Annotated in this window: 25 protein-coding genes and 1 tRNA gene; 7 read left to right on the top strand and 19 right to left on the bottom strand. The window is 68.8% G+C overall.

Annotated elements, in window-relative coordinates; translation table 11 throughout:
* The 4 genes from feoB to MQH31_RS06560 form a co-directional block, all read right to left on the bottom strand.
* Entirely contained in the window at window positions 1-1971 is a 1971-nt protein-coding gene (feoB, locus tag MQH31_RS06575) for a ferrous iron transporter B (RefSeq protein WP_243011374.1), read from the bottom strand.
* Window positions 1968-2264, bottom strand: a complete 297-nt coding sequence (locus MQH31_RS06570; protein WP_243011373.1) for a FeoA family protein — start codon at window positions 2262-2264, stop codon at window positions 1968-1970. The genes feoB and MQH31_RS06570 overlap by 4 nt, the downstream gene beginning before the upstream one ends.
* 110 nt (window positions 2265-2374) lie before the next feature.
* A complete protein-coding gene (locus MQH31_RS06565; protein WP_243011372.1) occupies window positions 2375-2842 on the bottom strand; it encodes a MarR family winged helix-turn-helix transcriptional regulator in 468 nt (155 codons plus the stop codon).
* Entirely contained in the window at window positions 2839-3696 is an 858-nt protein-coding gene (locus MQH31_RS06560; RefSeq protein WP_243011371.1) for an N-acyl homoserine lactonase family protein, read from the bottom strand. Before MQH31_RS06560 ends, MQH31_RS06565 begins: the two co-directional genes overlap by 4 nt.
* 130 nt (window positions 3697-3826) lie before the next feature.
* Between MQH31_RS06560 and MQH31_RS06555 the strand changes: the two genes are divergently transcribed.
* Window positions 3827-4048 (top strand): DUF1653 domain-containing protein, encoded by a 222-nt coding sequence (locus tag MQH31_RS06555; RefSeq protein WP_134532111.1) that lies wholly within the window; start codon window positions 3827-3829, stop codon window positions 4046-4048.
* A 70-nt stretch (window positions 4049-4118) separates the two neighbouring features.
* On the opposite strand, the gene MQH31_RS06550 is transcribed toward MQH31_RS06555, so the two are convergent.
* The 10 genes from MQH31_RS06550 to rplU all read right to left on the bottom strand — a co-directional run bounded on the left by MQH31_RS06550 (window position 4119) and on the right by rplU (window position 10934).
* Window positions 4119-4194: transfer RNA gene (locus MQH31_RS06550), tRNA-Ala, on the bottom strand.
* A 71-nt stretch (window positions 4195-4265) separates the two neighbouring features.
* Window positions 4266-4643 carry a ribosome silencing factor gene (gene rsfS, locus MQH31_RS06545; RefSeq protein ID WP_134447942.1) on the bottom strand — a complete coding sequence of 126 codons (378 nt, stop codon included), beginning with the start codon at window positions 4641-4643 and terminating at the stop codon, window positions 4266-4268.
* Between the two features lie 40 nt (window positions 4644-4683).
* Complete coding sequence (locus MQH31_RS06540) at window positions 4684-5661, bottom strand: hypothetical protein (protein ID WP_243011370.1); 978 nt, start codon at window positions 5659-5661, stop codon at window positions 4684-4686.
* Between the two features lie 116 nt (window positions 5662-5777).
* On the bottom strand, window positions 5778-6371 hold the full coding sequence (gene nadD, locus MQH31_RS06535; RefSeq protein ID WP_255454315.1) for a nicotinate-nucleotide adenylyltransferase: 594 nt from the start codon (window positions 6369-6371) through the stop codon (window positions 5778-5780).
* Between the two features lie 13 nt (window positions 6372-6384).
* Entirely contained in the window at window positions 6385-6531 is a 147-nt protein-coding gene (locus MQH31_RS06530; RefSeq protein ID WP_241975962.1) for a hypothetical protein, read from the bottom strand.
* A gap of 70 nt (window positions 6532-6601) precedes the next feature.
* Window positions 6602-7870: a glutamate-5-semialdehyde dehydrogenase gene (locus MQH31_RS06525; RefSeq protein WP_243011369.1), complete on the bottom strand. Its 1269-nt coding sequence runs from the start codon at window positions 7868-7870 to the stop codon at window positions 6602-6604.
* Window positions 7871-7922: 52 nt separating this feature from the next.
* Complete coding sequence (gene proB / locus MQH31_RS06520; RefSeq protein WP_243011368.1) at window positions 7923-8708, bottom strand: glutamate 5-kinase; 786 nt, start codon at window positions 8706-8708, stop codon at window positions 7923-7925.
* Window positions 8705-10270: a GTPase ObgE gene (gene obgE / locus MQH31_RS06515; RefSeq protein WP_134532123.1), complete on the bottom strand. Its 1566-nt coding sequence runs from the start codon at window positions 10268-10270 to the stop codon at window positions 8705-8707. The genes proB and obgE overlap by 4 nt, the downstream gene beginning before the upstream one ends.
* Before the next feature lie 79 nt (window positions 10271-10349).
* Complete coding sequence (gene rpmA, locus MQH31_RS06510; RefSeq protein ID WP_066595878.1) at window positions 10350-10607, bottom strand: 50S ribosomal protein L27; 258 nt, start codon at window positions 10605-10607, stop codon at window positions 10350-10352.
* Window positions 10608-10625: 18 nt separating this feature from the next.
* Entirely contained in the window at window positions 10626-10934 is a 309-nt protein-coding gene (gene rplU / locus MQH31_RS06505; protein WP_134447928.1) for a 50S ribosomal protein L21, read from the bottom strand.
* Between the two features lie 242 nt (window positions 10935-11176).
* On the opposite strand from rplU, the gene MQH31_RS06500 reads away from it, so the two are divergent.
* Window positions 11177-11449, top strand: a complete 273-nt coding sequence (locus MQH31_RS06500; RefSeq protein ID WP_243011367.1) for a DUF4031 domain-containing protein — start codon at window positions 11177-11179, stop codon at window positions 11447-11449.
* A gap of 103 nt (window positions 11450-11552) precedes the next feature.
* Here MQH31_RS06500 and MQH31_RS06495 read toward each other — a convergent pair whose 3' ends face one another.
* Window positions 11553-14237, bottom strand: a complete 2685-nt coding sequence (locus MQH31_RS06495; protein ID WP_243011366.1) for an Rne/Rng family ribonuclease — start codon at window positions 14235-14237, stop codon at window positions 11553-11555.
* Window positions 14238-14516: 279 nt separating this feature from the next.
* Here MQH31_RS06495 and MQH31_RS06490 point away from each other — a divergent pair, with 279 nt between their 5' ends.
* A complete protein-coding gene (locus MQH31_RS06490; RefSeq protein WP_241975963.1) occupies window positions 14517-15116 on the top strand; it encodes a vitamin K epoxide reductase family protein in 600 nt (199 codons plus the stop codon).
* Window positions 15117-15254: 138 nt separating this feature from the next.
* Here MQH31_RS06490 and ndk read toward each other — a convergent pair whose 3' ends face one another.
* The 4 genes from ndk to ileS are packed head-to-tail and all read right to left on the bottom strand — an operon-like array spanning window position 15255 to window position 20902.
* Window positions 15255-15677 (bottom strand): nucleoside-diphosphate kinase, encoded by a 423-nt coding sequence (ndk, locus tag MQH31_RS06485; protein ID WP_134532129.1) that lies wholly within the window; start codon window positions 15675-15677, stop codon window positions 15255-15257.
* Entirely contained in the window at window positions 15674-16033 is a 360-nt protein-coding gene (locus tag MQH31_RS06480; protein ID WP_241975965.1) for a DUF4233 domain-containing protein, read from the bottom strand. Before MQH31_RS06480 ends, ndk begins: the two co-directional genes overlap by 4 nt.
* Window positions 16030-17415, bottom strand: a complete 1386-nt coding sequence (locus MQH31_RS06475; protein ID WP_243011365.1) for a bifunctional folylpolyglutamate synthase/dihydrofolate synthase — start codon at window positions 17413-17415, stop codon at window positions 16030-16032. The genes MQH31_RS06480 and MQH31_RS06475 overlap by 4 nt, the downstream gene beginning before the upstream one ends.
* Window positions 17408-20902, bottom strand: coding sequence for an isoleucine--tRNA ligase (gene ileS, locus MQH31_RS06470; RefSeq protein WP_279238338.1), 3495 nt, complete (start codon window positions 20900-20902; stop codon window positions 17408-17410). Before ileS ends, MQH31_RS06475 begins: the two co-directional genes overlap by 8 nt.
* 331 nt (window positions 20903-21233) lie before the next feature.
* On the opposite strand from ileS, the gene MQH31_RS06465 reads away from it, so the two are divergent.
* Genes MQH31_RS06465 through MQH31_RS06450 form a run of 4 tightly spaced genes read left to right on the top strand, consistent with a single transcriptional unit; the run spans window position 21234 to window position 26555 of the window.
* Window positions 21234-22895, top strand: a complete 1662-nt coding sequence (locus MQH31_RS06465) for an ABC transporter substrate-binding protein (protein WP_243011364.1) — start codon at window positions 21234-21236, stop codon at window positions 22893-22895.
* Window positions 22896-22945: 50 nt separating this feature from the next.
* Complete coding sequence (locus tag MQH31_RS06460) at window positions 22946-23899, top strand: ABC transporter permease (RefSeq protein WP_243011688.1); 954 nt, start codon at window positions 22946-22948, stop codon at window positions 23897-23899.
* Window positions 23896-24768 carry an ABC transporter permease gene (locus tag MQH31_RS06455; RefSeq protein WP_243011363.1) on the top strand — a complete coding sequence of 291 codons (873 nt, stop codon included), beginning with the start codon at window positions 23896-23898 and terminating at the stop codon, window positions 24766-24768. The genes MQH31_RS06460 and MQH31_RS06455 overlap by 4 nt, the downstream gene beginning before the upstream one ends.
* Window positions 24765-26555: a dipeptide ABC transporter ATP-binding protein gene (locus MQH31_RS06450; protein WP_243011362.1), complete on the top strand. Its 1791-nt coding sequence runs from the start codon at window positions 24765-24767 to the stop codon at window positions 26553-26555. Before MQH31_RS06455 ends, MQH31_RS06450 begins: the two co-directional genes overlap by 4 nt.
* Window positions 26556-26715 lie beyond the last annotated feature (160 nt).

Below are 26715 nucleotides of genomic sequence, written 5' to 3'. Positions count from 1 at the left end.
TCAGGCCGTCCCGGTCGCGAGTGCGACGACGCCGTGGACGACCCACGCCGAGCCCCAGGCCAGCACGAACATGTATCCGAAGGCGATGGCCGGCCACTTCCAGGTGCCGGTTTCCCGTTTCATCACGCTCACCGTGGACATGCACTGCAGCGCGTACACGAAGAACAGCAGGAGCGCGGCGATCGTCGGGGCGGTGAAGACCCGTTGCCCCGCATGGGCGCCGTCCGTGTATGTCATGGCGGCGAGGGCAGCTGAGGGGTTGTCCGGGTCGTCCGCTGCCGCGATCTGGCCGAGCGTGGCCACGAACGTCTCTCGCGCCGAGAGGGAGGCGACGACGCCGATGTTGACGCGCCAGTCGAAGCCGAGCGGCGCGAAGACCGGCTCGACGGCACGTCCGATCGAGGCCGCCGCGCTGTGGTCCATCACGAAGGAGGTGACCGCGCCCTCGTCGGTCACATCGACGCCGGATGCCGTCAGCTCGTCGGCCGAGTGCAGCGGGAAGTTCAGGAGAATCCACAGCACTATCGTCGTCAGCATCACGATCGTTCCGCACTTGCGGAGGAACGCCCGGGAGGAATCCCACATGGTGAGGCAGATGGAACGCAGGGTCGGGACCCGGTACGGCGGCATCTCCATGTAGAACGGCATCAGGAGGCCGTTCCTGTCCTGCACGGTCTTCACGATCCAGGCGGCGAGCATGGCCGAAACGGCCCCGAGGAAGTACAGGCAGAACATGATGACGCCCTGGGTCTGCAGCGGGCCGATGCGGGACTCCGGGCTCACGAGCATCCCGATCAGGAGGATGTAGACCGGCAGCCGTGCCGAGCACGTCATCAGGGGCGCGCCCATCATCGTGGCGATGCGGTCCTTGGCGGAGGGCAGCGTACGGGTCGCCATGATCCCGGGGACCGCGCACGCGAAGGAACTCATCAGCGCCACGAACGCCCGGCCCTCGAGCCCGGCCCTCGACATGATCCGATCCATCAGGAACGCGGCCCTGCACATGTAGCCGACGCCCTCGAGCAGGGAGATCAGCAGGAACATCAGCATGATCTGCGGGATGAAGACGACGACGGCGCCCACCCCGCCGATGATCGCGTCACCGAGCAGGCCCGCGAGCCACGGTACCGGCACGAAGACGTCGACCAGGTCGGCGAGCCAGCCGAAGAAGGTCTCCACGAGTCCCTGCAGCGGGGCCGCGAAGGAGAAGATGATCTGGAAGAAGGCAATCATGACCGCGATGAAGATCGCGGTGCCCCACACCGGGTGCAGGAGCAACGCGTCGATCCGCTGGGTGGTCTTGTCCGGCTGCGCCGGACGGTACTCGCTCGCCAGAAGGATCGATTCGGTCCAGGCCTCGAGCTCGTCAGGGGCCGTCGGTGGATCGAGCGCGGGCCGGGACCAGCCCCGCCAGCCGGCGATCTTCGTCCGGAGTTCGGGGATGCCCACGCGCCGGTTGCCGATCACCCGGACGACGGGCACACCGAGGGCCCGTTCGAGCCCGGGGATGTCGAGGCGGCCGCCGCGGGTGATGAGCTCGTCGGTGAGGGTCACGGCGACGCACACCGGCCGGTGCAGGCGCAGCACCTGGGACACGAGCCGCAGCGACCGCCAGAGCGTCGTCGCGTCGATCACGACGACCAGGGCGTCGGGTGATTCGACCCCGGTGAGCCGGCCCTGAAGCAGGTCGGTGACGATCTGCTCGTCGGGGCTCACCGGCTCGAGCCCGTACGTGCCGGGGAGGTCCTCGACGACGAAGTCCTGGCCGGCCGAGCGGAAGACGCCGACGGACCGGCCGACGGTCACGCCGGGATAGTTACCGGTCTTCGCACGGAGTCCCGTGAGCGCGTTGAAGATGCTGGTCTTGCCAGCGTTCGGGCTGCCGACGAGCGCCGTGCGTGGAGCGCCGGCGACCACGGTGCCTCCGGCCGGACCGCCGTGGCAGTCCGCCCCGCTCAATGCGTCCGTCACAGCATGGTCGTCACACGGATGCCGCGGGCCTGGGCCACGCGGAGGCAGATGTCGTAGCCGCGCACCCGGTACACGGCAGGGTCGCCCAGCGGCGCGCGACGGAGGAGTTCGATCGTGGCACCCACCACGAAGCCCAGGTCGCCGAGGCGGCCGGAGTACGGGGCCGTTCCGCGGTCCCCCACGTCGACGATGCGGGCAGGAACCCCGATCGGGAGTTCCTCCAGGCTGCACGGACCCGGCACCCGGGGTGCCGCGGCCGCAGGCGATCCATCGACCCGGCGGGACAGTCGCACTGCAGGTTCTCCTCGGCGTCCGGCTTCCCCGCCGACTGCGGAGCGCTCACCCTCAGCTTAGCCGAAGTTAGGCAAGGCTTACCTTCTCGCCCGGTTCGAGGGCGAGGGACTCATCCTCGGTCTTTCGCCAGACGTCGCTCGAGCGCGCTCCCCGCCGGCTGACCGGCACTGAGCGCCAGCAGGACCGCTGCGAGCGAACGCCCGTCTGCACCCCCGCAGGCCGCGTCGATCTGCGCGTACATCCGGAGTTCGACCCCGCGAACGAAACGTTCGGCCTCCTCCCCCGCGCTCGTCAGGGTGAGCACGAGTCGGCGACGATCGGCCGGGGAGTGCAGCCGCTGCACCAGCCCCGCCGCGACGAGTCGATCGACGAGCCTGCTGGGATTGGTGCCGCTCTCGCACACCAGAAGGCGGCCGAGATCCACGAGGCCCACTCCGTTCGGGTCGTCGCCGATCACACGCAGCACCTCGGCCTGGGACGGCGTCAGGGCGCGTGCGCGAAGCTCGCGCGCGAACCAGAGATTGCCGTCGCGCTGCGCCGCGAGAATCGCGTAGCGGATCAGCTCTGCCTGCCTCACGGCTCGATCACGCTCGCCCAGGCAGACTCGAGCAGACCCGCGGCGGCCGGGTCGTGCGCGGCGAGAACCACGGTTCCGGGCCATCGTTCGACGAAATCGTTCACATCGCGGGAGGAACGCACCAATGCGGCGTGCCGGCCGATCCCGGGCACCGCGAGCTTCTCGAGGTTCCGCACGTCATACGTCAGGTCTCCCACGAGCAGGATCGGCGGGTGTCCGGCCTGGCGGACCAGAAGCGAGAGGGAACCCGGCGTGTGCCCCGACGTCGGCACGAGCACGAGGCTGCCGTCGCCGAACAGGTCGCGAGCGTTCCGGAACGGCAGGAGTGCGGCATCCGCTGTCGCCTCGAGCGTTACCCTGTTCCACCGCAGTCCCGGCAGCTCAATGTGCTCGCGAAGCAGTCCGTTGACGGGGGCGAACGGATGCGACAGCGTTGCCCACTCTGCCGCGCTCACGACGATCTCGGCATCCGACAGTTCGGCGAGTCCGCCGATATGGTCCTGGTGCAGGTGCGAGAGCACCACCAGGGTCACGTCGCTCGCGCGATAGCCCTGTGCGCGCAGGCCCTCCGTGAGCGTCTCCTGCTCGCGGATCACGAAACGCGCGAGCCGTCGGTAGAGGAACCCTGTCACACCGAGCGGGAAATAATCGGGATCGGTCACCGACCGCCGGTCTTGTCCGGTGTCGAAGACGACGAGACCCCGCTCGTGCTCGATCACGTAGACGTTGATGGGCCGAGGCGGTGTCCACCTCCAGGACGTCAGCAACCACCAGATCGTCGGGAGCCCGTTGGACTTCTCGTGCTGGGGTCGGATCCGGACGGAACCGGTGCTGATCACGGAAACGCGTTTCACGGGAGTGATGGGAGCTCGATTCGTCGCGACGGATAAGGTGTTACAACACACTATGTCACGACACAGATTCCGGGAACAATACCACCGCTCCTGGAAATGCCGGATACTGGGTGCGGAAAGCGGAGAAAAGATGACAGGCATCACACCGGGGCGATACCGCCACTACAAGGGCAATCTCTATGACGTGATCGGCGTCGCCCGGCATTCTGAGACCGAGGAAGAACTCGTCGTGTACACGGCGCTCTACGGCGAACGCGGGCTGTGGGTGCGCCCCCTGGCGATGTTCCTGGAATCCGTCAGCATCGACGGCCAGACCGTTGCCCGGTTCGCCCCGATCGACGCCGCCGGCTGACACCCGAGCGGGACCGACGACCGGCCGGAAACAGGAAAAGCCCCGACCGAAGTCGGGGCTTTTCCTGTATTGGTGGATCCGAGGGGATTCGAACCCCTGACCCCCTGCATGCCATGCAGGTGCGCTACCAGCTGCGCCACGGACCCAGATTGTGTTTCAGGTTTTCCCCCGAAACAACTTCTCTAGGCTACTACACGCGGAAGCCTGTTGTGACCACTCAGTCCTGGACCTTGTGGACGGGCAGTTCGATCGGGATGACCGGGCAGTCTTTCCAGAGCCGCTCGAGGGAATAGTACACGCGCTCTTCCTCGTGGAAGACGTGCACGACGAGGTCGCCGAAGTCGACGAGCACCCAGCGGCCCTCGGCGCGGCCTTCGCGGCGCAACGGCTTGTGGCCGGCTGCGGTGAGCTGGTCCTCGATCTCGCCGGCGATGGCGACGACGTTGCGCTCGGATCGGCCGGTGACGATGAGGAAGATGTCGGTCAGCGGGAGAGGGCTGGAAACGTCGATCGCGACGAGGTCCTCCCCCGCTTTCGAGTCTGCGGCGGCGGCGGCCAGCTTGAGGAGCTCGAGAGCGTGGGCAGAAGCGGTCATCGAATGAATCCCTGTGTTAGTGAAAGCGAGTGAAATGGCATTAGAAGATGTGGAGGAAGTAGCCGACCGCGAACAGGGCCAGCACGCCGACGGCGAGGACGCCGACGGTCACGGTGAGAACGGTGGGAAGCGTGAGCCCGCGCTGTTTCGGCGGGGCCATGACGCCACGGGTCGACGCATGGGTGCTGACGGCGCGACTGGCGCTCACGGGAGCGATTCCGCTGCGGTGACCACCCTCGTCGAGCTGGTCGAGCATGCGGTCCATCTCGGAGGAGTCGTAGACGTTGGGGTGCACGCCGGTCTCGCCGAGGCTGCGCGGCAGGTCGATCGAGCCCGTGATCATGATCTCGCCGGTGCTCGTGAGCGGTCCAGAGGTGTTGCCCTGGTGCGGGATCGAGGGCAGGATCAGGGCGTTCGTCGTGGTCGGGATGCCGCCGGCGCTCACGCCCTGGTTCATCAGCTGGTCGAACGGTGCGAGGGTCTCGAACCCGGGCAGCAGGTCGTTCTCCTCGCCGCGGTCGAGCGACCAGTGACCGACCGGAGGGTGCAGGGCTCCGGGCCGGGTCTCGCCGAGGGGGCTCGGTGCGACGTCGACCATGAAGGCGATGGGCTGGGGTTCGACGGGGCGGGTCTGCGGGCGGATGCCGTCCGGTACGTCGGCGGGCACGGCGGTGTCCGAGAGAGGGCGAGAGGCGGTGAGCGTCGCGACGGCCGCGAGCAGGGAATCCTCGGCGGGAGGCGCTGCGGCGGCCTGCAGGGCACGGAGTTCGCGCCGGGTCAGGGTGCGCTCGCGGACCGGTTCGTCGGCGGGGGCCTCAGCAGGAACCGAGATGAGGACCGGTGTCGCCTCCGGCGCGGCCGGAGACGTGGCTTCAGTTTCGGTCTCGGTCTCGGTCTCGGTCTCAGGGACGAGCTCACCGAGGATGACGGGCCCGGACTCTGCGACGGGCTCGCCGGTCGTTGGCAGGACCAGAAGGGGCTCGGAGGCACTCGTCGAGGCATCCGCTGCCTGGGCCACCGGCTGCGTGTGGTGCGGGGAATGTTTCTGCGCAGCGGAAGGCGCGTCGGGCTGGTGCCCGTTTGCCAACTCGCGCGCTTGACGACGCGTCAGTGGCGGTGGGTTGGTACCCAACGTCATGCCACACTCCGATACAGATGATGCTTTGAGATGTACTGGACGACCCCGTCGGGAACCAGATACCAGACCGGGAAACCCCGGTTCACGCGTGCACGGCAGTCGGTGGACGATATCGACAATGCCGGAACTTCCAGCAAGCTTACGTCCTGGTTCGGCAATCCCGAAATGGTGAGCTCATGTCCCGGGCGACTCACAGCGACGAAATGGGCGAGATCCCACAGCTCCTGAACGTCTTTCCAGCTCAGGATCTGGCGGATGGCGTCGGCACCGGTGATGAAGAAGAGTTCGGCGTCCGGGCGTTGCGCGTGCAGGTCGCGCAGGGTGTCGATCGTGTACGTCGGGCCGACCCTGTCGATGTCGACGCGGCTCACGGTGAAGCGGGGGTTCGACGCCGTCGCGATGACGGTCATCAGGTAGCGGTGTTCGGTCTCGGTCACGTCGCTCTTCTGCCACGGCTGCCCGGTGGGTACGAAGACGACCTCGTCGAGGTGGAAGCTCTGCGCCACCTCACTCGCGGCGACGAGGTGGCCGTGGTGGATGGGATCGAACGTACCGCCCATGACGCCGATGCGGGGGCGGCGCGCAGTCACAGAGACGGTGTCCCTAGTGCTCGTCGACGCGGCCGTGGGCTGCGGCGTATGCGCGCGCCTTCTCGGCGTGGCGGTTGGCGACATCGCGGTAGGACCAGACGACCGCGCCGAGGGCGCCGAAGGTGACCAGGGCAATCAGGCCATAGACGAACGTCGGCATAAACACTCCATTTCTGCGGGACGGCACGCGAGACGTGCAGTACCGCACCATTCTAGTGGGGCCGTTCGGGCTAGGCCCGCACCTGCCCGGTGCCGCGCACGATCCACTTCGTGCTCGTGAGTTCGGGGAGACCCATCGGGCCCCGCGCGTGCAGCTTCTGCGTGGAGATGCCCACCTCCGCGCCGAAGCCGAATTCGCCGCCGTCGGTGAACCGGGTGGACGCGTTGACCATGACCGCGGCGGAATCGACCTCGTTCAGGAACCGTTCGGAGTTGACGATGTCGTTGGTGATGATCGACTCGGTGTGGCCCGTCGAATACCGGCGGATGTGCGCGAGCGCTTCGTCGAGTCCGGCAACGACCGCGACCGCGAGATCGAGGCTCATGTATTCCGTCTCCCAGTCGAATTCGCCGGCGGGGACGGCGTCCGGGAAGAGCGCCTGGACGCGGCTGTCTCCGTGGATGGTGACGCCGGAGGCGGCGAGACGGGCGAGGACGGCGGGCAGGACGCGATCCGCGGCGCCCTCGTGCACGAGCAGGGTCTCGACGGCGTTGCAGACGCTCGGGCGCTGCACCTTCGAGTTGTGCACGATCTCGACGGCCCAGTCCCGGTTGGCGCTCTCGTCGAGGAAGATGTGCACGACACCGGCACCGGTCTCGATGACGGGGACCGTGGACTGGGTGACGACGGCATTGATCAGGCCGGCGCTTCCGCGCGGGATGAGCACGTCGACCTGGCCGCGGGCCTGCATGAGTTCGGTCGCGCCCTCGCGGCCGAAGGGATCGATGGTCTGCACGATGTCCCCCGGCAGGCCGACGGATTCGATGGCCGTCTGGAGGAGGGCGACCAGGACGCGGTTGGTGTTCTCGGCGGCGGACCCGCCGCGGAGGACGACGGCGTTGCCGCTCTTGAGCGCCAGGGCGGCGATGTCGACGGTCACGTTCGGCCGGGCCTCGTAGATGACGCCCACGACGCCGAAGGGCACCCGCACCTGGCTGATCTTCACGCCGTTCGGCAGGCTGCTGCCGCGGACGACCTCGCCGACGGGGTCGGTCAGGAGTGCGATCTGGAGCACGGCGTCGGCGAGGGCGGCCACGCGGGCATCGTCGAGGGTGAGGCGGTCGAGGAGACCCGCGCTGAGTCCGTTCGCGGCACCGGCCGTGAGGTCGTCACGGTTCGCCGCCAGGATGTCGGCCGTGTTGCGGCGCAGGGAATCCGCGATCGCGGTGAGTGCCCTGTTCTTCTGCAGCGTCGGTGTGGACGCGAGGACGATCGAGGCGCGCCGCGCCGAATCGAGGGTCAGGGTGAGCCGGAGGGAGTCGACGGGTGACTGCAACATGCCGGTAGTTTACGGCACGTTCCACGCCTCCGCAGGGCAGGGACCGGACGGACTACTGCCGCGGCGTCGGTTCGAACCAGGTGCCGACGTAGTCGCCGCGCAGGGCCTGGGCGACGAGCCCGGTCGAGGTGACCAGGACGGCCGTTCCCGCTTCAGCGGCGATCCGGGCCGCTGACACCTTGGTGCCCGCGCCGCCCGTGCCGACACCGGAGGCGCTCGCTCCGAATTCCACGCCGGGAAGCCGGTCCCCCGCTGCGATGTGCGGAATGCGTTCTGCCCCGGGGAGATGCGGCGGACGGGTGTAGAGGGCGTCGACGTCGCTCAGCAGCACGAGCAGGTCGGCGCTGATGAGTGTCGCGACAAGGGCCGCGAGCCGGTCGTTGTCGCCGAAACGGATCTCATGGGTCGCGACGGTGTCGTTCTCGTTCACGATCGGGAGGATCCGCAGCCCGAGCAGCCGGTTCATCGCGCGGCGCGCGTTGGACCGGTGCGACGGATTCTCGAGGTCGCCCGCGGTGAGCAGAACCTGTCCGGCGATGATCGAGTAGCGACGGAGGCTGTCCTGGTAGCGGAAGATCAGCAGGTTCTGGCCGACGGAGGCCGCGGCCTGCTGGGTTGCGAGGTCGGTGGGGCGTTCTTCGAGGTTGAGGTACGGCATCCCGGTTGCGATCGCGCCGGAGGACACCAGGACGATTTCGGCGCCTCGGGCGTGTGCCTCGGCGAGGGCGTCGACGAGCGGGGAGATCTGCGACACGTTCGCGCCGCTGATCGAGGAGGACCCGACCTTCACGACGATGCGTGCCGCCGTCTTGATGTCACCCCGCCCGAGCACGCTCACTCGGACTCGTCCTCGGTGCCTTCCGAGCCGGCAGGGGCGCTCTCGCCGTTGTACTCGACCTCACCGGAGGTCCACATTCCGGCGTCGCGCTCGCGGATGAGCTCGGCGCGGGCGGCCGCCTTGGCGTCCATCCGGCCGAAGTACTCTTCGCGCCGCTCGCTACTGGTGCGGCGCTTCGAGTCGTCAAGTCGGGTGTCGGTACCGCGAGGTGCCGTGATGAGTTCCGCCGTCGACGTGAGCGTGGGCTCCCAGTCGAAGACGACGCCGTTGCCGGCACCGATGATCACGGTCGAGCCCGCGACGGCTCCGGCCTTGAAGAGTTCGTTCTCGATGCCGAGCTTGGCCAGGCGGTCGGCGAGGAACCCGACGGCCTCGTCGTTGGTGAAGTCGGTCTGCTGCACCCAGCGCTCCGGCTTGGTGCCGATGATGCGGTAGATGTTGCCGAACGAGCCGCCCTCGACCTTGACGACGAAACCGCTGTCGTCGACGGCCTTGGGGCGGATGATGATGCGCGGCTTGGCCGCGAGGGCCGCTGCGGCCTCGACGCGTCCCGCTTCGACGAGTTCGGCGAGGGCGTAGTTCAGCTGGCGGAGGCCTTCGTGGCTGACGGTGGAGATCTCGAAGACGCGGTAGCCGCGGCCTTCGAGGTCTGCCTTGACGAAGTCCGCGAGTTCGCGGGCCTCCGGCACGTCGATCTTGTTGAGCGCGACCAGCTGCGGACGCTCGAGGAGGGGCTTCTGACCCTCCGGAACCGGATAGGCGGCGAGTTCTCCGAGGATCACGTCGAGGTCGCTGATCGGGTCGCGGTCCGGGTCGAGGGTCGCGCAGTCGAGGATGTGCAGCAGGGCGGTGCAGCGTTCGACGTGGCGCAGGAATTCGAGGCCGAGGCCCTTGCCCTCGCTCGCGCCCTCGATCAGGCCGGGAACGTCGGCGACCGTGTAGCGCACCTCGCCGGCGTCGACGACACCGAGGTTCGGGAACAGGGTCGTGAAGGGGTAGTCGGCGATCTTGGGCCTGGCGGCGGACATGGCCGCGATCAGGCTGGACTTGCCGGCCGACGGATAGCCGACGAAGGCGACATCCGCAACGGTCTTGAGTTCGAGCTGGACGTCGCCTTCCCAGCCGTAGGTTCCGAGGAGCGCGAAGCCGGGGGCCTTGCGCTTCGAGGAGGCGAGGGCGGCGTTGCCGAGCCCGCCCTGGCCGCCGGGGGCGACGACGATCCGGAAACCCGGTTCGGTCATGTCGGCGAGCTCATTGCCGTCGACGTCCTTGACGACGGTGCCGAGAGGCACGGAAAGTTCCATGATTTCGCTGCTGAAGCCGGCGCGGTGGTCGCCCATGCCGGGGCCGCCGTTGACGGAGCTGCGGTGCGGGGACCGGTGGTAGCCGAGAAGCGTGGTCACCTGGGGATCGGCGACGAGCACGATGTCGCCACCGTTTCCGCCGTTGCCGCCGTCGGGGCCGGCGAGAGGCTTGAACTTCTCCCGCTTGACGGACACACAGCCGTTGCCGCCGTTGCCCGCGCGCAGGTGCAGCGTGACCTGGTCAACGAATGTGGCCATGGGGGTGCCCCTTTCAGGTGGCGTAAAACAAGCAGAGGGCGAGCCGAAGCCCGCCCTCACGCTTACAGATTGTGGATGCCTACGCGGCAGCCACCACGATGTTGACGACCTTGCGGCCACCCTTCGCGCCGAACTCGACCGAGCCAGCCTCGAGGGCGAACAGCGTGTCGTCGCCACCGCGGCCGACGTTCACGCCGGGGTGGAAGTGGGTGCCGCGCTGGCGGACGATGATCTCGCCCGCTCCGACAACCTGACCACCGAAGCGCTTCACGCCGAGGCGCTGGGCGTTGGAGTCGCGACCGTTGCGAGTGGAACTCGCACCTTTTTTGTGTGCCATTTGTTCTGCTCCTCGGGCCTAGGCGATGCCGGTGACCTGAACGCGAGTGAGCTCCTGACGGTGCCCCTGACGCTTCTTGTAACCGGTCTTGTTCTTGAACTTCTGGATGACGATCTTCGGGCCGCGGAGGTCGTTGAGGACCTCGGCGGTCACGGTGACTTTGGCCAAAGACTTCGAGTCAGAGGTGATCTTGTCGCCATCGACGAGGAGCACTGCGGCCAGCTCGACGTTGCCGTCCTTGTCAGCCTTGATTCGGTCCATCGTTACGATGGTCCCGACCTCTACCTTCTCCTGCCGCCCACCGGCGCGCACAACTGCGTAAACCACGTTACGTACCTATCTCTGGGGAGCCGTGAGGCCCCGATTCCTATGATGGAAAGTTACTGCGTAAACGGGCCAAGTCGGCCCGTCTCTGTCAGAAAACCTTAGGTGTCAGCGCGGGCTCAGGCCCAACGCACACCAACAGTCGAGTTTAGCTGATCAACCGGCCCCGGTCAAACTGGGGCTGGGATCGACCGGGGATCGTCGGCTCTCCCGGCACAAGGCCGCGGAGAACATACAATCTTGGGATGACCGTGTTGATAGATCAGCCTACATGGCCCGCGCACGATACGGTCTGGTCGCACCTCGTCAGCGACGTGTCGCTGGAAGAATTGCATGATTTCGCCGCTGCGAATGGCATTTCCCGGCGCGGTTTCGACCTGGACCACTACGACGTGCCCGAGCACCGCTACGAGGCCCTCGTGGCTGCTGGGGCACGTCCGGTGGGCAACAGGGAGCTCGTGCTGCGCTTACGCGCGAGCGGGCTCCGCGTTTCGGGACGCGAGCGCTCCGGGCGCTGAACTCCGGCGGTCCTGCGGCGTGTCGCTGGTGCCGCAGGTACACAAAACGGCGGCCGACCGAAGTCGACCGCCGTTCATCCGGGGTGCACCGGAATGCGCTGGACTAGTTCTGCGTCTCCCGTGCCGGCAGCACGATGGGCTGCGCGTTCGAGGTCGAACCTCCGGCGGTCGTGACCCGACGGCTGCGCGAGCGACCCTGCCCGGGCTGCTTGGGCTCGGGGAGCGACTCGAGCACCGAGTCGAGCAGCTGGTCGGTGACCTGCTTGCTCACGGTGCGGCGGGTGCGGGACGACTTCCGCACCGGGATGTCGAGGATCTCGACGGAACCGGTGTTGGCCTCGGTCGGGTCAGCGGCGACTGCCTGGGTGACGCTCGGCGTCTCCAGGGGAGCGACGGGAGCCTCGGCGACGGGCGAGACCGGGGCGGATGCCTCGTTCGCGTCCACCACAGCGGACACGGGCACCGACGCGGGGGCATCCGGCACGTGGATGATCGGGATGGACCCGGTCAGCGCGCGTGGGATGGTCCTCGCCGCGATCAGGGCGAGGGCGTGCTTGGCGTCCTCGGTGATCCCGTGCGTGCCCGATGTGGCCTTCGCCTGCTCGGACGCGGATGCCTGGGAGCCGTTGCCGCCGGAATTCCCGCCGCGGTGGCCGTTGTTGCCACCGTTACCGTTGCCACCGTTGCCGTTGTCGTTGCCGGAGTTGCCCGACTTGCTGCGCGGGCGGCGCTCCTGGGGCGGCTGCGCCGTCTGGCGGTGCTTGGTGACGGGATCGTGGTGAATGACGACTCCGCGGCCCGCACAGGCCTCGCAGTTCTCGCTGAAGGACTCGAGGAGTCCGAGTCCGAGCTTCTTGCGGGTCATCTGCACGAGACCGAGCGAGGTGACCTCGGCGACCTGGTGCTTGGTGCGGTCGCGGCTCAGGCATTCGAGCAGGCGGCGGAGCACGAGGTCGCGGTTGGTCTCGAGCACCATGTCGATGAAGTCGACGACGATGATGCCACCGATGTCGCGCAGCCGGAGCTGGCGCACGATCTCCTCTGCGGCCTCGAGGTTGTTCTTCGTGACGGTTTCCTCGAGGTTGCCGCCGGATCCGACGAACTTGCCCGTGTTGACGTCGACGACGGTCATGGCCTCGGTGCGGTCGATCACGAGGGAGCCGCCGGAGGGCAGCCACACCTTGCGGTCGAGGGCCTTTTCGATCTGCTCGGAGATGCGGTATTCGTCGAAGGCGTCGTTCTCGCCCTCGTAGCGCTCGACCCGGTCGACGAGGTCGGGGGCGACCTGGCCGAGGTAGGTCTGGATCGTCTCGCGGGCTTCGTCCCCGGAGATGACCATCTTCTGGAAGTCCTCGTTGAAGACGTCGCGCACGATCTTGATCAGCAGATCGGGCTCGCCGTGCAGCAGCGCAGGGGCCTGGACGGTGTCGACGAGCTGTGAGATGGACGCCCACTGCTCGGTAAGGCGGTTGACGTCGAGCGTCAGCTGTTCGTCGGTGGCGCCTTCTGCGGCGGTGCGCACGATCACGCCGGTGTTGTCCGGCAGGACCTCTTTGAGGATCTTCTTCAGACGGGCGCGCTCGGTGTCCGGGAGCTTGCGGCTGATGCCGTTCATCGATCCGTTCGGCACGTAGACGAGGTACCGGCCGGGCAGCGAGACCTGGCTGGTGAGCCGGGCGCCCTTGTGGCCGATCGGGTCCTTGGTGACCTGGACGAGCACCTTGTCACCGGGCTTGAGCGCGAGCTCGATGCGACGGGCCTGGTTGCTGTTGGCGGCGTGTTCCGCGGCGGCCTCCCAGTCGACCTCACCGGAGTACAGAACGGCGTTGCGGCCGCGTCCGATGTCGACGAAGGCGGCTTCCATGCTCGGGAGCACATTCTGTACCCGGCCGAGATACACATTCCCGATCAGGGATGCGTCCTGGTTCTTGGCGACGTAGTGCTCGACGAGCACGCCGTCCTCGAGGACGCCGATCTGGATCTTGTTGTGCTTGGCGCGCACGACCATGACGCGATCGACCGATTCACGGCGGGCGAGGAACTCGGCCTCCGTGATGACGGGACGGCGGCGGCCGGCATCGCGGCCGTCGCGGCGGCGCTGCTTCTTGGCCTCGAGACGGGTCGAGCCCTTGATGCGCTGCGGCTCGGTGATGAGCTCGGGTTCGCGCGGAACGCGGACCCTGACGACGGTGTTGGCCGGGTCGTCCGCACCGGAACGGTTCTCGTCGCCCGGGCGGCGGCGGGCACGGCGGCGGACCGTCGAGGTCTCGTCGGGGTACTCGTCTCGCTCGGAGCGGTTGTCCGACCGGTTGCGGTCGTGACGATTGTCCGTGCCGTTGTCCTGGCGGTTGGAGTCCGACCGGTTGCCGTCCTGGCGGTTACCCGAGCGGTTGTCCTGACGGTCTCCGTCTGAGCGGTTGCCGTCCTGACGATCGTCGTAGGGGTGTGAATCGTCGCGCCTGGCCCCGGCGCGGGCCGGGAGCGGCACGATGTTCGGCGCCTGGAAGAGAAGAGAGGTCGAGGGCCTGCGAACCGGCTGTGCGGGTTCGTCTGGCGGAGTCGGCTGGTCCACGGTGGTGTCCTGTTCGGCTGGGGTCGTCGCGGTGGAGGCCCAGGGTGCGGGCTCCCCCTCGAGGAATGGTGCTGTCGGTGCCTCCACGGTTTCGGTCGCGGCGCTGGGCGCCGGGGCCGTTGCTTCCGCGGGCGCGATCGCCGCAGCGGCTACACGCCGACGGCGGGATCCGAACAGACCTTTGCGTTTTTTGGTGTTTTCGTTGTCTTCCACCATTGCTGGTGCGCTCCTTGACCGTTTTGGGCGACCGCGCCACCCATCCGGCTACTCTCTCGTGCGAGAAAAACGCTTGCGCGTTCACCTCGGGAATCCTTTTCGTTCGCAACCGGCTCTTGGCTCTGGCTGCTAATACCTTTGGTCGTGGGACCAATGAATCTGGGCTGTTACGGCCCATTAAGCCTTCTCTGGCTGTGCTCGAGCGCGGCTCGAGCATCCTCGTTGATTATCGCATGTATTGTTCAGGATCGAGTGCGAGGCGCATGACATAATCCTGAGGTGCATCAGACCGAGCAAATCAAGCGCCCCACCGGGCTCGCCGTCTTCATGATCATCGGGGGTGCGATCGCCCTTGCCGCGGCCTTCGCGCTCACCCTCGACAAGATCGCCATCCTCGAAGATCCGCAGGCGCAGCTCTCCTGCAACTTCAGCGTGCTCGTCGGCTGCAGCACTAACCTCGGCTCCTGGCAGGGTGCGCTCTTCGGTTTCCCGAACCCGCTGATCGGACTCATCGCGTGGACGGTCGTCATCACGATCGGCGCCGCGATCCTCGCCGGCGCCCGGTTCGCCCGCTGGTTCTGGATCGGACTCAACGTCGGTGTGGCGCTCGCGCTCGTCTTCGTGATCTGGCTGATGGGCCAGAGCTTCTTCGTCCTCGACGTGCTGTGCCCGTGGTGCATGGTCACCTGGGTCGTCACGATCCCGATGTTCCTGGCCGTGACCCTGTACAACCTCCGGACGGGCACGATCCCGGTTCCGGCCGGGGTTCGGCGCTTCGCCGTCGGCGCGTCCTCGTGGATCGTCGTCATCACGATCGGCTGCTACCTCGTGGCCGCGACGGTCGCCCAGCTCAAGATGGACTTCCTGCACCGCCTCTAGTCGGACTGCCCAGGCACCCGCCCCACCCGCGGCATCCGCTCGGTCGAACGGATGCCGACTGTCGCCTTAACCGTCGAGTGTCGCCGTTCCGCCGACTACTCTCGGCGGGAACGGCGACACTCGGCAGTGCGGCAGGTGCTAGTCGAACCAGAGGGCCAGTTCGCGGGCGGCGGACTCGGGCGAGTCCGAGCCGTGCACGAGGTTCTGCTGGACCTTGGAGCCCCAGTCGCGGCCGAGGTCTCCGCGGATCGTGCCCGGCGCCGCGGTCGTGGGATCCGTCGTGCCGGCGAGGGAACGGAAGCCCTCGATGACGCGTTCGCCCGCGATGCGGATGGCGAGGATCGGCCCGCTCTCCATGAACTCGACGAGGGGCTCGAAGAACGGCTTGCCCGCGTGCTCGGCGTAGTGCTCGGCGAGCAGGGAACGGTCGGCCTGGACGAGTTTGATGTCGACGAGGGAGTACCCCTTCTGCTCGATGCGTCGCAGGATCTCTCCGGAGAGGTTGCGGGCGACGCCGTCTGGCTTCACCAGGACGAGGGTTTCTTGGACCGGGGTGCTCATGAATTCTCCTTGTTGTTGTCTAATCTCGAGCCGGTGACCATGCAGTATGCCCACATGGCGGTGAACAGTGCGCCGACGATGAACATGGCCGGGTTGACGAACCCGGTCAGGACGATGACGGCCTGGACGAGCCAGCCGATCGCGTACGACCAGTTGTAGCGGAGCAGGCCGATCGTCGCGACCATCACGAGGCAGAGCAGCGCTCCCCCGCCGAGGGCGAGCCAGGCCGGCAGCGAGCCGAGCCCGAAGAGCAGCAGCGCCGCGAGGAACACGATGATCGTCTCGAAGCCGAGCACGATCGAGGCGAGCGACTCGCGCACCGACCGCGGTCGCCGCCCGCGCGGGGCGTCTGTCACTTCTTGAGCCATTCGCGGGCGGCCGCGAGGGACAGTGCCTCCCCGACGAGGGTGATCGAACCGGTGACGATCACTCCGCGGCGCGGGGCGTCCGCGGCCCAGGTCCTGGCGGCGTCGAGGGCGTCTGCGACATCGTCGAAGCGGCTGACGGCATCCTCGTTCGTTCCGGCTACGACGATGTCGGCGAGGTCGTCGACGGGGATGGCCCGGTCGGACTGGGACTGGGTGACGTGGAACCGGGTGACGACGGGGGCGAGCGCCGCGACGATGCCCGCGGCGTCCTTGTCGGCGAGGATTCCGATCACGGCGACGACCTCATCGAAGTGGAAGTAGGTGCCGAGGGCCTCGGCCAGGGCGCCGGCCCCGTGCGGGTTGTGTGCGGCATCCACGAGCACGGTCGGTTCGACGCCGACGAGCTGCAGCCGGCCGGGCGAGGTCGCGGTCGCGAGCCCCTCCGTGAGGATGTCGTGGTCGAGCGGACGGGTGCCCGCGCCGAGGAAGGACTCGACGGCGGCGATCGCGACGGCCGCGTTGTGGGCCTGGTGGGTGCCGTACATCGGCAGGAACAGGTCAGTGTACGTCGCCGCGAGGCCGCGGACCGTGATGAGCTGCCCGCCGACGCCGACCTGGCTGTCGAGCAGGGCGAACTCCTCCCCCTCGCTCGCGAGGGTCGAGTCGGTCAGTTCGACGGCGCGTTCCAGCTCGGCCTGCACGGTCTCGGCCTGCCGGGCGCTGACCACGGATGCCGCGGGCTTGATGATCCCGGCCTTGGTCCGGGCGATCTCCGCGACCGTGCCGCCGAGCCGTTTGGTGTGGTCGAGCGCGACCGGGGTGACGACGGCGACGAGGCCGTCTGCGACGTTGGTGGAGTCCCACTCTCCGCCCATGCCGACCTCGATCACGGCGACGTCGACGGGTGCGTCGGCGAAACAGGCGAAGGCGAGCACGGTGAGCGCCTCGAAGAAGGTGAGCGGCTCTTCGTCCTTGGCACCGAGTTCGGCGTCGACGATCGCGAGGTACGGCTGGATGTCCTCCCAGTTCGCGGCGAGGTCCCGGTCGCTGATCGGTTCCCCGTCGATCACGATCCGTTCGTTGAGGCGCACCAGGTGCGGGCTCGTCATCATGCCGGTGCGCAGTCCGTATGCGCGCAGGATGCTCTCGGTGATCCGGCTCGTGCTGGTCTTGCCGTTGGTGCCGGTGATGTGGATCACCGGGTACGTGGTCTGCGGGTCGCCGAGGAGTTCGACGACCCGACGGGTCGGGCCGAGGCGGGGGCGCGGGGCGGCTTCGCCGACCCGGTCGAGCAGGGCGGCGAAGACGGCCTCGCCGGCGTCGCGGTACTCGTTGTCTTCCGGCAGGTTCTGGTCCATCGAATCAGACATTCACGATTCCGTTCTCTCGGGCGACGGCGACGAGCACCGGCCCGCGGTTGGCGTAGCGGCCGGCCTCGAAACGCACGTAGTGCTCGACGGGCGCGCCGGCGAGCAGTTCGAGCCATTCTGAGGGCACGGCGCCCGTGAGGATGGCCGGGTCGACCTCGGTCGGGGCGTGCGCGGCGAAGCGCACGGTGAGCGTTTCCGCGGCCACGTCGACGCCCGGCGCGAGGCGCAGGGTGTCGAGGTCGGCCTGGTCGAAGAAGACCAGGTCGAGGCGGATCCGGTCGGCCACGAAGAATCCGGCCGACTTGCGGGTGTCCTGGACGGCGCGGATCAGGTCGCGGGCGAAGCCCTCTGCCTCGAGCTCCGGCGTGGTCACGGTGTCGAGCAGCACGAAGCCGCCGCCCTGCAGCAGGGCGAGGGCGGGTCCGGTCTCCGTGACTCCCGCGGATGCCGCGTCGGTGTTCCCCGCTCCTGTGCCGGCCTCGAGCACGAGTTCGTATTCGCCGGCCTCGAGCGCGATGCCGCCGGCGGTCACGACGCCGTCCGTCTCGCTCCAGTCTCCGCTGCGCGCGGCCTTGATCGCGACCTGGACCTGCTTGCCGATCCGGGGCCCTGCGGCACGGGCGTTGACGGTGAGCCGGGAGGTGATGCCGTAGTCCGCAGCGCTGTCCTCGGCGAGCTCGACGAGGCTCACGCTCTTCACGTTGAGTTCGTCGCGCAGGATCGCCTCGAAGGGGGCGAGTGCCGCCGTTCCGCTCGTGACGACGGTGAGCTGCGCGAGCGGCAGCCGCACGCGCAGGCCGGCCTGCTTGCGCAGCGAGAGCACGGTGGAGCTGATCGTGCGGACCTGGTCCATCGCGGTGACGAGGCCGTGGTCCGACGGGAAGAGGTCGGCGTCCGGCCAGTCCGTCAGGTGCACGCTGCGGCCGGCGGTCAGTCCCTGCCAGATCCGCTCGGTGACGAGCGGGAGAAGCGGGGCGGCGACCCGGCACACGGTCTCGAGCACGGTGTACAGGGTGTCGAAGGCTTCCGTCGCGGTGCCGCCTGCGACCGCGCCGGTCCAGAACCGGTCACGCGAGCGCCGTACGTACCAGTTGGTCAGCACGTCGGCGAAGTCGCGAAGCCGGGCGGTCGCCTGGGTCGAGTCGAGCGCCTCGAGGTCGCTCGTGACGTCGACGATGAGGTCGCGGGTCTTCGCGAGCAGGTACCGGTCGAGCACGTCGGTCGAGTCGGTGCGCCAGACGGCGTCGTAGCCGTTCTCCCCCGACGCGTTCGCGTAGAGCGAGAAGAAGTACCAGGTGCTCCAGAGCGGCAGCATCACCTGGCGGGTGGCCTCACGGATGCCCTCCTCCGTGACGATGAGGTTGCCGCCGCGCAGCACGGACGAGCTCATCAGGAACCAGCGCATCGCGTCGCTTCCGTCGCGGTCGAAGACCTCGAAGACGTCGGGGTAGTTGCGCAGCGATTTGGACATCTTCTGGCCGTCGTTGCCGAGCACGATGCCGTGGCTCACGACGTTGGTGAATGCCGGCCGGTCGAAGAGGGCGGTCGAGAGCACGTGCAGCAGGTAGAACCAGCCGCGGGTCTGGCCGATGTACTCGACGATGAAGTCCGCCGGGTTGTGGGTGTCGAACCAGTCGCGGTTCTCGAAGGGGTAGTGCACGGCCGCGAAGGGCATCGACCCGGAGTCGAACCAGACGTCGAGCACGTCGGTGATCCGGCGCATCGTGGACTTACCTGTCGGGTCGTCGGGGTTCGGCCGGGTGAGCTCGTCGATGTACGGGCGGTGCAGGTCGGTCGGGCGCACCCCGAAGTCGGCCTCGAGCTCGTCGAGCGAGCCGTAGACATCCGTGCGGGGGTAGTTCGGGTCGTCGCTCTTCCAGACCGGGATCGGTGATCCCCAGTACCGGTTGCGGCTGATCGACCAGTCGCGGGCGTTGCCGATCCACTTGCCGAACTGGCCGTCCTTGACGTTCTCCGGCACCCAGGTGACGTCCTGGTTGAGTTCGACCATGCGGTCGCGGAACTCGGTGACGCGCACGAACCAGCTCGACACTGCCTTGTAGATCAGCGGGTTGCGGCAGCGCCAGCAGTGCGGGTAGGAGTGCTCGTAGCTGGCCTGGCGCAGCAGCCGGCCTTCCGCCTTGAGCATCTGGGTGAGCGGCTTGTTCGCGTCCGACCAGAGCAGGCCGGCGACCTCCGGCACGTCGGCGAGGAACTTGCCGCCCTCGTCGAGGGAGATGATCACGGGGATGCCGGCGGCCTCGCAGGCCTTCTGGTCTTCCTCGCCGTATGCGGGCGCCTGGTGCACGATGCCGGTTCCGTCCGCGGTCGTGACGTAGTCGGCGAGCAGGATCGTCCACGCCTTCTGGGTGTTCCAGACGGATGCGTCGGCGTAGTAGTCGAAGAGGCGGTCGTAGGCGACGCCCTCGAGTTCGCGCCCCGTGACCGTACGGGACACGGCAGCGGAGGCCTCCGCGGGCGTGTCGTAGCCGAGGTCCTTGGCGTAGTTGCCGACGAGGTCGATCGCGATCAGGTACTCGGCGCCGAGGACGGAGACGTCCACGCGGGCGGCGTCGCTGCCGGAGGCGGCCTCCTCGCGGAGCACGGTCGCGTCCGGGGTGCCGTTCGGGCCGGCCGGGACGACGGCGTAGACGATGTCCGGGCCGACGGCGAGGGCGAGGTTGGTCGGCAGGGTCCAGGGGGTCGTCGTCCAGGCGAGGGCGCGCACGGCGGTGAGGCCGAGGGCTTCGGCCTTCGTGCCGACGAGCGGGAACGTCACGGTGACGGTCTGGTCCTGGCGCATCTTGTAGACGTCGGCGTCCATGCCGAGCTCGTGGTTGGAGAGCGGCGTCTGGTCGCGCCAGCAGTACGGCAGCACCCGGTAGCCCTCGTAGGCGAGGCCTTTGTCGTGCAGGGTCTTGAACGCCCAGATCACGGATTCCATGAAGGTGATGTCGAGGGTCTTGTAGTCGTTCTCGAAGTCGACCCAGCGGGCCTGGCGGTTGACGTAACGCTGCCAGTCGTCGGTGTACTTGAGCACGGAGTCGCGGGCGACCTTGTTGAAGGCCGCGATACCGAGCTTCTCGATGTCGGCCTTGTCGGTGATGCCGAGCTGCCGTTCGGCTTCGAGCTCTGCGGGGAGCCCGTGGGTGTCCCAGCCGAAGCGGCGGTGCACGAGCTTGCCGCGCATGGTCTGGAAGCGCGGGAACAGGTCCTTCGCGTAGCCGGTGAGCAGGTGGCCGTAGTGCGGCACGCCGTTTGCGAAGGGCGGGCCGTCGTAGAAGACCCATTCCTCGGCATCCGCCCGGTTGTCGATCGACGCCTGGAAGGTGCCGTCGGCCTTCCAGTATTCGAGCACCTCGGTCTCGATCGCCGGGAAGTTCGGCGAGGGAACGAGGGGAGCGGCTGCGGCGAGCGCGGCCTGATCGTGCGCTGCGGGCTGGGCGTCTGCTGCCGGGACGGGCGGGGCTTTGGGGTACACGTGCATCTCCTGGACAAAAGGGGCCGACAGGCCCTGTTCCACGAGGACGCCGGCTCCGGGAAGATTCGACGCGGTACCACCTCGCTTGCCGTCTTAGTGCTGTGACGACCGCTTGTTCAGAGGCTGTGACGGGCCCGACCCGTTCGGTTCTACCAGGGGCCCGCCTTGCGACGATTCCCGTTCTTCCGAAGACTCACCGGTGATGGCCGGATCACTGTCATGCGAGGGTAATTCTATCCCGTCGGAGCACCGGGTGCGGGAATTTCGGGCCGGACCGTGATGTTTTACGATGGGACCCGGTACGGCCCCGCCACGCCGAGAGAGATTCCTTCCCCCCATGCCCCCTCTGGTTCACCACTCCCGCGCGCCGCGTGCGCTCGCCGTCGTCTCCGCCCTTGGCGCCATCGCCCTGATCCTGACCGGGTGTTCCGCGTCGCCACCGGCCGCGGAGAACACCGCTCCGGTCTCCGGCGGCACGCTCACCTATGCCTCGGGAGACGCCGAGCCGACGTGCCTCGACCCGCACGTCGGCGGCAACTACCCGCAGGCCCTCGTCGGCACGCAGTTCCTCGAATCGCTCGTCTCCCGCGACAGCGCGGGCACGATCATCCCGTGGCTCGCATCGAGCTGGACGCAGAGCGCCGATGGCCTCGCCTGGGACTTCACCCTGCGCGACACGGTGACCTTCACCGACGGGACCCCCTTCGACGCGGCGGCCGTGCAGGCGAATCTCGCGCACGTCCAGGACCCGAAGACGGGCTCGTCGACCGGGTACCTCGCCGTGCGGAAGGTGGTGTCGACCACCGTCGTGTCCCCCACCGTCGTGCGCCTGACCCTGAGCGAACCCGACAGCGCCCTTCTCGAGTCGCTCAGCCAGCCGTGGCTCGCAATGGAGTCTCCGAAGGCCCTCGCCCGCAGCCAGGACGAGAATTGCGCCGCCCCGGTCGGCACCGGCCCGTTCGAGGTCGCCTCCTGGGTCAAGCAGGATGCGATCACGCTCGTCAGGAACGACGCGTACAGCTCCCCTCCGGCCGATGCCGCGCACTCCGGGCCCGCCTACCTCGACTCGATCGTCTGGCGGTTCATCCCCGACTCCGCGTCCCGCTACGCCGCCCTGCAGTCGGGAGCCGTCGACGCGATCGACAACGCCCAGCCGGACACGATCGTGCAGGCGGAGAAGAGCGGCAGCATCCGCCACCTCGACGCGCCCCGGCCGGGTGCGTCGAACCGGATCGAGCTCAACTCCAGCCGGGCCCCGTTCAACGACCCGCTCGTGCGCGAGGCGTTCATCCGCGCCTCCGACGTCGACTCCGCCGTCTCGAGCCTGTTCCAGGGCACGGCGACCCGGTCGTTCTCCGCGCTCTCGAGCATCGAGCCGCTCGGGGTGTCCCGGCCGGACCTGTTCGGCTACGACCCGACGGCGGCCGGCACCCTGCTCGACTCGGCAGGCTGGACCGGCCGGGACTCAGCGGGGTACCGCACGAAGGACGGCGTGCGCCTGTCCGTCGTGTTCCCGGTGAGCACCAACCAGTCGATCCCGGCGGAGCAGTCCCTGTTCGAGCAGGTGCAGGCGACCGCGAAGACCGTGGGCTTCGACGTCGTGCTCTCGCCGCTCGACCTGTCGGCCTGGTACACCGCCCTCGGCTCGAACGCCTACGACGCGGTGAGCGCGCCGTACACGAAGGTCGGCCCCGACGTGCTCCGTACCCTCTTCGACTCGGCCGGCATCGTGCCCGCGCCGAGCGGGTACTTCGCCAACCACGCCCAGGTGAATGACCCGGAGGTCGACGCCTGGCTCACCGAGGCCTCCCAGACGGCGGATGCGACCCGGCGCGCCGCACTCTACGCGCAGGCCCAGAACCGTGTCCTCGAGGGCTTCTACGTTCTACCGCTGTACGACCAGCAGAACCACTACCTGCTCTCCTCCGTCGTCTCCGGTATCCGGGCGATGCCGACGGTCTCGACGCCCACGTTCTACGACGCGTGGCTGAACCGGTAACGTCGACCCACCCGGCCGACCCGTCGCGGCCGGCCGTTCTCCGGCGAGCCCTGCCGCGGCGCGCCCTGCCGCGGCGCGCCCTGCTGCGCGGCGCCGCCCGGATCGGCGGGGCCGTTCTCGTGCTCTGGCTTGTCGCGACCGTGACGTTCTTCGCGATGCGGCTCGTCCCCGGTGACCCGGCTGAGGCCGTGCTCGGCGGGCCGGGATCGCAGACCTCGCCGGAGGCGCTCGCTGCGGTGCGCGCCCAGTACGGCCTCGACCAGCCGATCGTCACGCAGTACCTCGCCGAGCTCGGCCGCCTCGCCACCGGCGACCTCGGCCGGTCATACGCCCTCCGCGTCCCGGTCGCGCCGCTCCTGCTCGGGCAACTCGGCGGTACCCTCCTCCTCGCCGTGCTCTCGCTGCTGCTGGCGTGGCTCTTCGCGATCGGCCTCGCCCTGTTCTCCACCCGTGCGGGGCGCTGGGGGCGGATGCTGGGCTCCGGACTCGAGATCGGTGCCGCGGCCCTGCCGCACTTCTGGCTCGCGAGCGCACTCATCGTGGTGTTCAGCAGCTGGCTCGGCCTGTTGCCGCCGGTGAGTACGCCCGGCCCGGCCGGCCTGGTGCTGCCCGTGCTCACCCTCGCCATCCCGCTCGCCGGTTTCCTCGGCCAGGTCATGCGCGAGTCGATGCTGACGGCGCTCGAGGCTCCGTTCGTCGTCTCCGCGCGGGCACGCGGGGAAAGCGAGGCGGGCATCCGCCGGGTGCACGTGCTGCGCCACGCGAGCCTGCCGGGGATCAGTCTCTCCGGGTGGGCGTTCGGGTCGCTGATCAGCGGGGCCGTCGTCGTCGAGACGATCTTCGCGAGGCCGGGCCTCGGCCGCACCCTGCTGAACGCCGTCACGGTGCGGGACGTGCCCGTCGTGATCGGCGTCGTGCTCTTCGTCGCCGCCGCGTACATCCTGATGACCCTGCTGACCGATGTCGCCCAGCGGATCGCCGACCCGAGGCTGCGGAGCGCATGAGCGATCTCGAGATCCAGGCCGGCCTCGCCGGAGCTGCGGCACGGCGCCGGTCCGGCAGAAGGATCACCGGCCGCATCGGCGTCACCGAGGTCCTCGCCGCCGTCTTCGTGCTCTTCCTGCTCGTCGCAGCCCTCGCCCCCGGTCTCGTGGCGCCGGGAGACCCGCTCGCGATCGACCCGCGTTCGGCGTTCCAGGCCCCCTCGTGGGCGCACTGGTTCGGCACCGACGAATCCGGGCGTGATGTCTACACCCGGGTCAGCCACGGCACCTTGAGCTCGCTCCAGATCGGGGTGGCGGCGACCCTGATCGGCCTCGGGCTCGGGGCCGTGCTCGGCACCGTGGCCGGCATGCTCGGTTCGGTCGTCGACTTCACCGTGAACCGCCTGCTCGAGGTCATGTTCGCTTTCCCCGGCCTGTTGCTCGCCCTGCTGTTCATCATGGTCTTCGGGCCGGGGCCCGCGACGGCGACCCTCGCTGTCGGGCTCGCGACCGCGCCCGGCTACGCCAGGATCATCCGGGCCCAGCTCGTCTCCGTGCGTTCCTCGGCCTTCGTCGAGGCCGCGACCGTTCTCGGTCGCAGCCGCCCCCGCATCCTCCTGCGGCACATCCTGCCCAACACCCTCGCGCCGCTTCTCGTGCTCGGCACCCTCGGTATCGGCCAGGCCATCATCTGGGCGGCGGCCCTCAGCTACCTCGGCCTCGGCGCCAAGCCGCCGGCCGGCGAATGGGGCGCGATGCTCTCTGCTGGCCGCACCTACCTGAGCACCGCCGTGTGGATGAGCTTCTTCCCCGGGCTCTTCGTCGTGCTCACCGCGATCTCCGCGACCGTCCTCGGGCGCGCCGTCGAACGACGACTGAGGCACGCATGAGCGGGGCGCGCGTGACCGGCGGAGGCGGGACCGGTCCGATCCCGACCGGCTCGGGCTCCACCGGCACGGACCCCGGGACCCTCTCCGGCACCGTCCCCCGAGCGGATGCCGCGAAGCCCGGCCGCGGACCCGCCCTGCTGGTCCGCGGGTTGAGTGTGGGTTTCGGCGACGTCCCCGGAACGAATCCCCTCGTCGACGACGTATCCTTCGAGGTCGCTCCCGGGGAATGCCTCGCCATCGTCGGCGAATCCGGCTCGGGGAAGAGCCTCACCGCGCGCAGCCTGCTCGGTCTCGCCGGGGCCGGCTCGTGGCTGCACGCCGACGAGCTGAGCCTCGGCGGGGCATCCGTGCTCGGTCTCGGCGAGGCAGGCTGGCGGCGCAGGCGAGGCCGCGATGTCGGACTCGTGCTGCAGGACGCGCTCGTCTCGCTCGACCCGCTGCGGCCGATCGGGCGCGAAATCGGCGACGCCGTGCGCCTGCACACGTCTTTGTCGGCAGGCGCCCGGGCACGGAGGGTGCTCGAGCTCCTCGCCGAGGTCGGGCTTCCCGACGGCGAGCTGCGGGCCGGCCAGCGTTCCGGGCAGCTCTCCGGCGGCCAGCGGCAACGCGCGCTGATCGCCGCCGCGATCGCCCTGCGCCCGCCACTGCTGATCGCGGACGAGCCGACGACGGCTCTCGACGTGACCGTGCAGGCGCGGATCCTCGACCTGTTCGAGGAACTGCTGCGGGCGGGGACGGCCCTCGTGCTGATCAGCCACGACCTCGCCGTCGTGAGCCGGATCGCCGACCGGGTCGCGGTGATGAGCGGCGGCCGGATCGTCGAAACGGGCGCGACCCGCGCACTCCTGGCCGACCCGCAGCACGCCGAGACGAAACGGATGATCGCCGCGGTCCCGGCGGGACGGCCCCGCGGGACCCGGCTCTCGGCGCAGGACCGCCCGCACCGGCCGGAACCCGAGATCGATCCCTCGGTCCTCCCCGCGATCGTTTCCGGGTCCGTTCCGGCGACCGCCCCAACGTCCGTTTCGGCAGCCGCCGGCCGGGTCGTCCTCGAGGCATCCGGGCTCGTCAAGAGTTTCCGGATGCCCGACCGGAGCCGGCTGCTCGCCGTGAACGACGTCTCCTTCACGCTCGACCGCGGCACCACGCTCGGCATCGTCGGCGAGTCCGGCTCGGGCAAGACGACGCTCGCCCGGCTGCTGCTCGCGCTCGAGTCTCCGGACTCAGGCGAGGTCCGTGTGCTCGGCGAAGCCTGGAGCGGGGTCCCCGAGCGCGCCAGACGCCCCAGGCGTGCGGCACTCGGCGCCGTCTACCAGGATGCGCTCGCCTCCTTCGACCCCCGGCTCACCGCCGGCGCCATCCTCCGGGACGTCGTCGGCTCCGCTGATCAGTCGGTTGAACTCCTCGATCGGGTCGGACTCGCCGCTTCCGTGCTCGGCCGGCGACCGCTCGAGCTCTCCGGCGGCCAACGGCAGCGACTCGGCATCGCACGCGCTCTCGCGAACCGCCCGCAGATCCTGATCTGCGACGAACCGGTGTCCGCGCTCGACATGACCGTGCAGGCCCAGGTGCTCGACCTCCTCGACGAACTGCAGCGCGACCTCGGCCTGAGCCTCGTGTTCATCTCGCACGACCTCGGCGTCGTGCAGCACGTCAGCGACCGGATCGTGGTCATCGAGGAAGGATCGGTCGTCGAATCGGGCGCGACCGGGCCGGTCTTCGCCGACCCGGCGCATCCGTACACCCGCCGTCTCCTCGACGCCGTGCCGCGCCTGCCCACCCCCTGACCCCACCTGTTCCGAATTCAGGAGTTCAGACCCCCGGTGCCTGCCGCTGCCCGGAATTCCGGGGGTGCGACCTCGCACAACAGCAGCAACTCCTGAATTCGGCACACCCCACGTACCGGTGGCAGGGCGGGACCCCCCGAATCGCCGGTTAACGGGGCAT

Source organism: Cryobacterium zhongshanensis, from assembly GCF_022760445.1.
GTDB classification, from domain to species: Bacteria; Actinomycetota; Actinomycetes; order Actinomycetales; family Microbacteriaceae; genus Cryobacterium; species Cryobacterium algoricola.
The sequence above is the reverse complement of the archived record's forward strand: the minus strand, read 5'-3'. Positions and strand labels throughout refer to the sequence as shown.

What these genes read in the sequence shown, in the direction of transcription:
- MQH31_RS06555 (WP_134532111.1), top strand. Translation starts at nt 3,827, where the DNA reads ATGACAGGCATCACACCGGGGCGATACCGCCACTACAAGGGCAATCTC.
- MQH31_RS06525 (WP_243011369.1), bottom strand. Translation starts at nt 7,870, where the DNA reads ATGTTGCAGTCACCCGTCGACTCCCTCCGGCTCACCCTGACCCTCGAT.
- obgE (WP_134532123.1), bottom strand. Translation starts at nt 10,270, where the DNA reads ATGGCCACATTCGTTGACCAGGTCACGCTGCACCTGCGCGCGGGCAAC.
- MQH31_RS06450 (WP_243011362.1), top strand. Translation starts at nt 24,765, where the DNA reads ATGAGCGGGGCGCGCGTGACCGGCGGAGGCGGGACCGGTCCGATCCCG.
- ileS (WP_279238338.1), bottom strand. Translation starts at nt 20,902, where the DNA reads ATGCACGTGTACCCCAAAGCCCCGCCCGTCCCGGCAGCAGACGCCCAG.
- rsfS (WP_134447942.1), bottom strand. Translation starts at nt 4,643, where the DNA reads ATGACCGCTTCTGCCCACGCTCTCGAGCTCCTCAAGCTGGCCGCCGCC.
- ndk (WP_134532129.1), bottom strand. Translation starts at nt 15,677, where the DNA reads ATGAGCACCCCGGTCCAAGAAACCCTCGTCCTGGTGAAGCCAGACGGC.
- MQH31_RS06500 (WP_243011367.1), top strand. Translation starts at nt 11,177, where the DNA reads ATGACCGTGTTGATAGATCAGCCTACATGGCCCGCGCACGATACGGTC.
- MQH31_RS06455 (WP_243011363.1), top strand. Translation starts at nt 23,896, where the DNA reads ATGAGCGATCTCGAGATCCAGGCCGGCCTCGCCGGAGCTGCGGCACGG.
- MQH31_RS06475 (WP_243011365.1), bottom strand. Translation starts at nt 17,415, where the DNA reads ATGTCTGATTCGATGGACCAGAACCTGCCGGAAGACAACGAGTACCGC.
- MQH31_RS06495 (WP_243011366.1), bottom strand. Translation starts at nt 14,237, where the DNA reads ATGGTGGAAGACAACGAAAACACCAAAAAACGCAAAGGTCTGTTCGGA.
- rpmA (WP_066595878.1), bottom strand. Translation starts at nt 10,607, where the DNA reads ATGGCACACAAAAAAGGTGCGAGTTCCACTCGCAACGGTCGCGACTCC.
- MQH31_RS06530 (WP_241975962.1), bottom strand. Translation starts at nt 6,531, where the DNA reads ATGCCGACGTTCGTCTATGGCCTGATTGCCCTGGTCACCTTCGGCGCC.
- MQH31_RS06465 (WP_243011364.1), top strand. Translation starts at nt 21,234, where the DNA reads ATGCCCCCTCTGGTTCACCACTCCCGCGCGCCGCGTGCGCTCGCCGTC.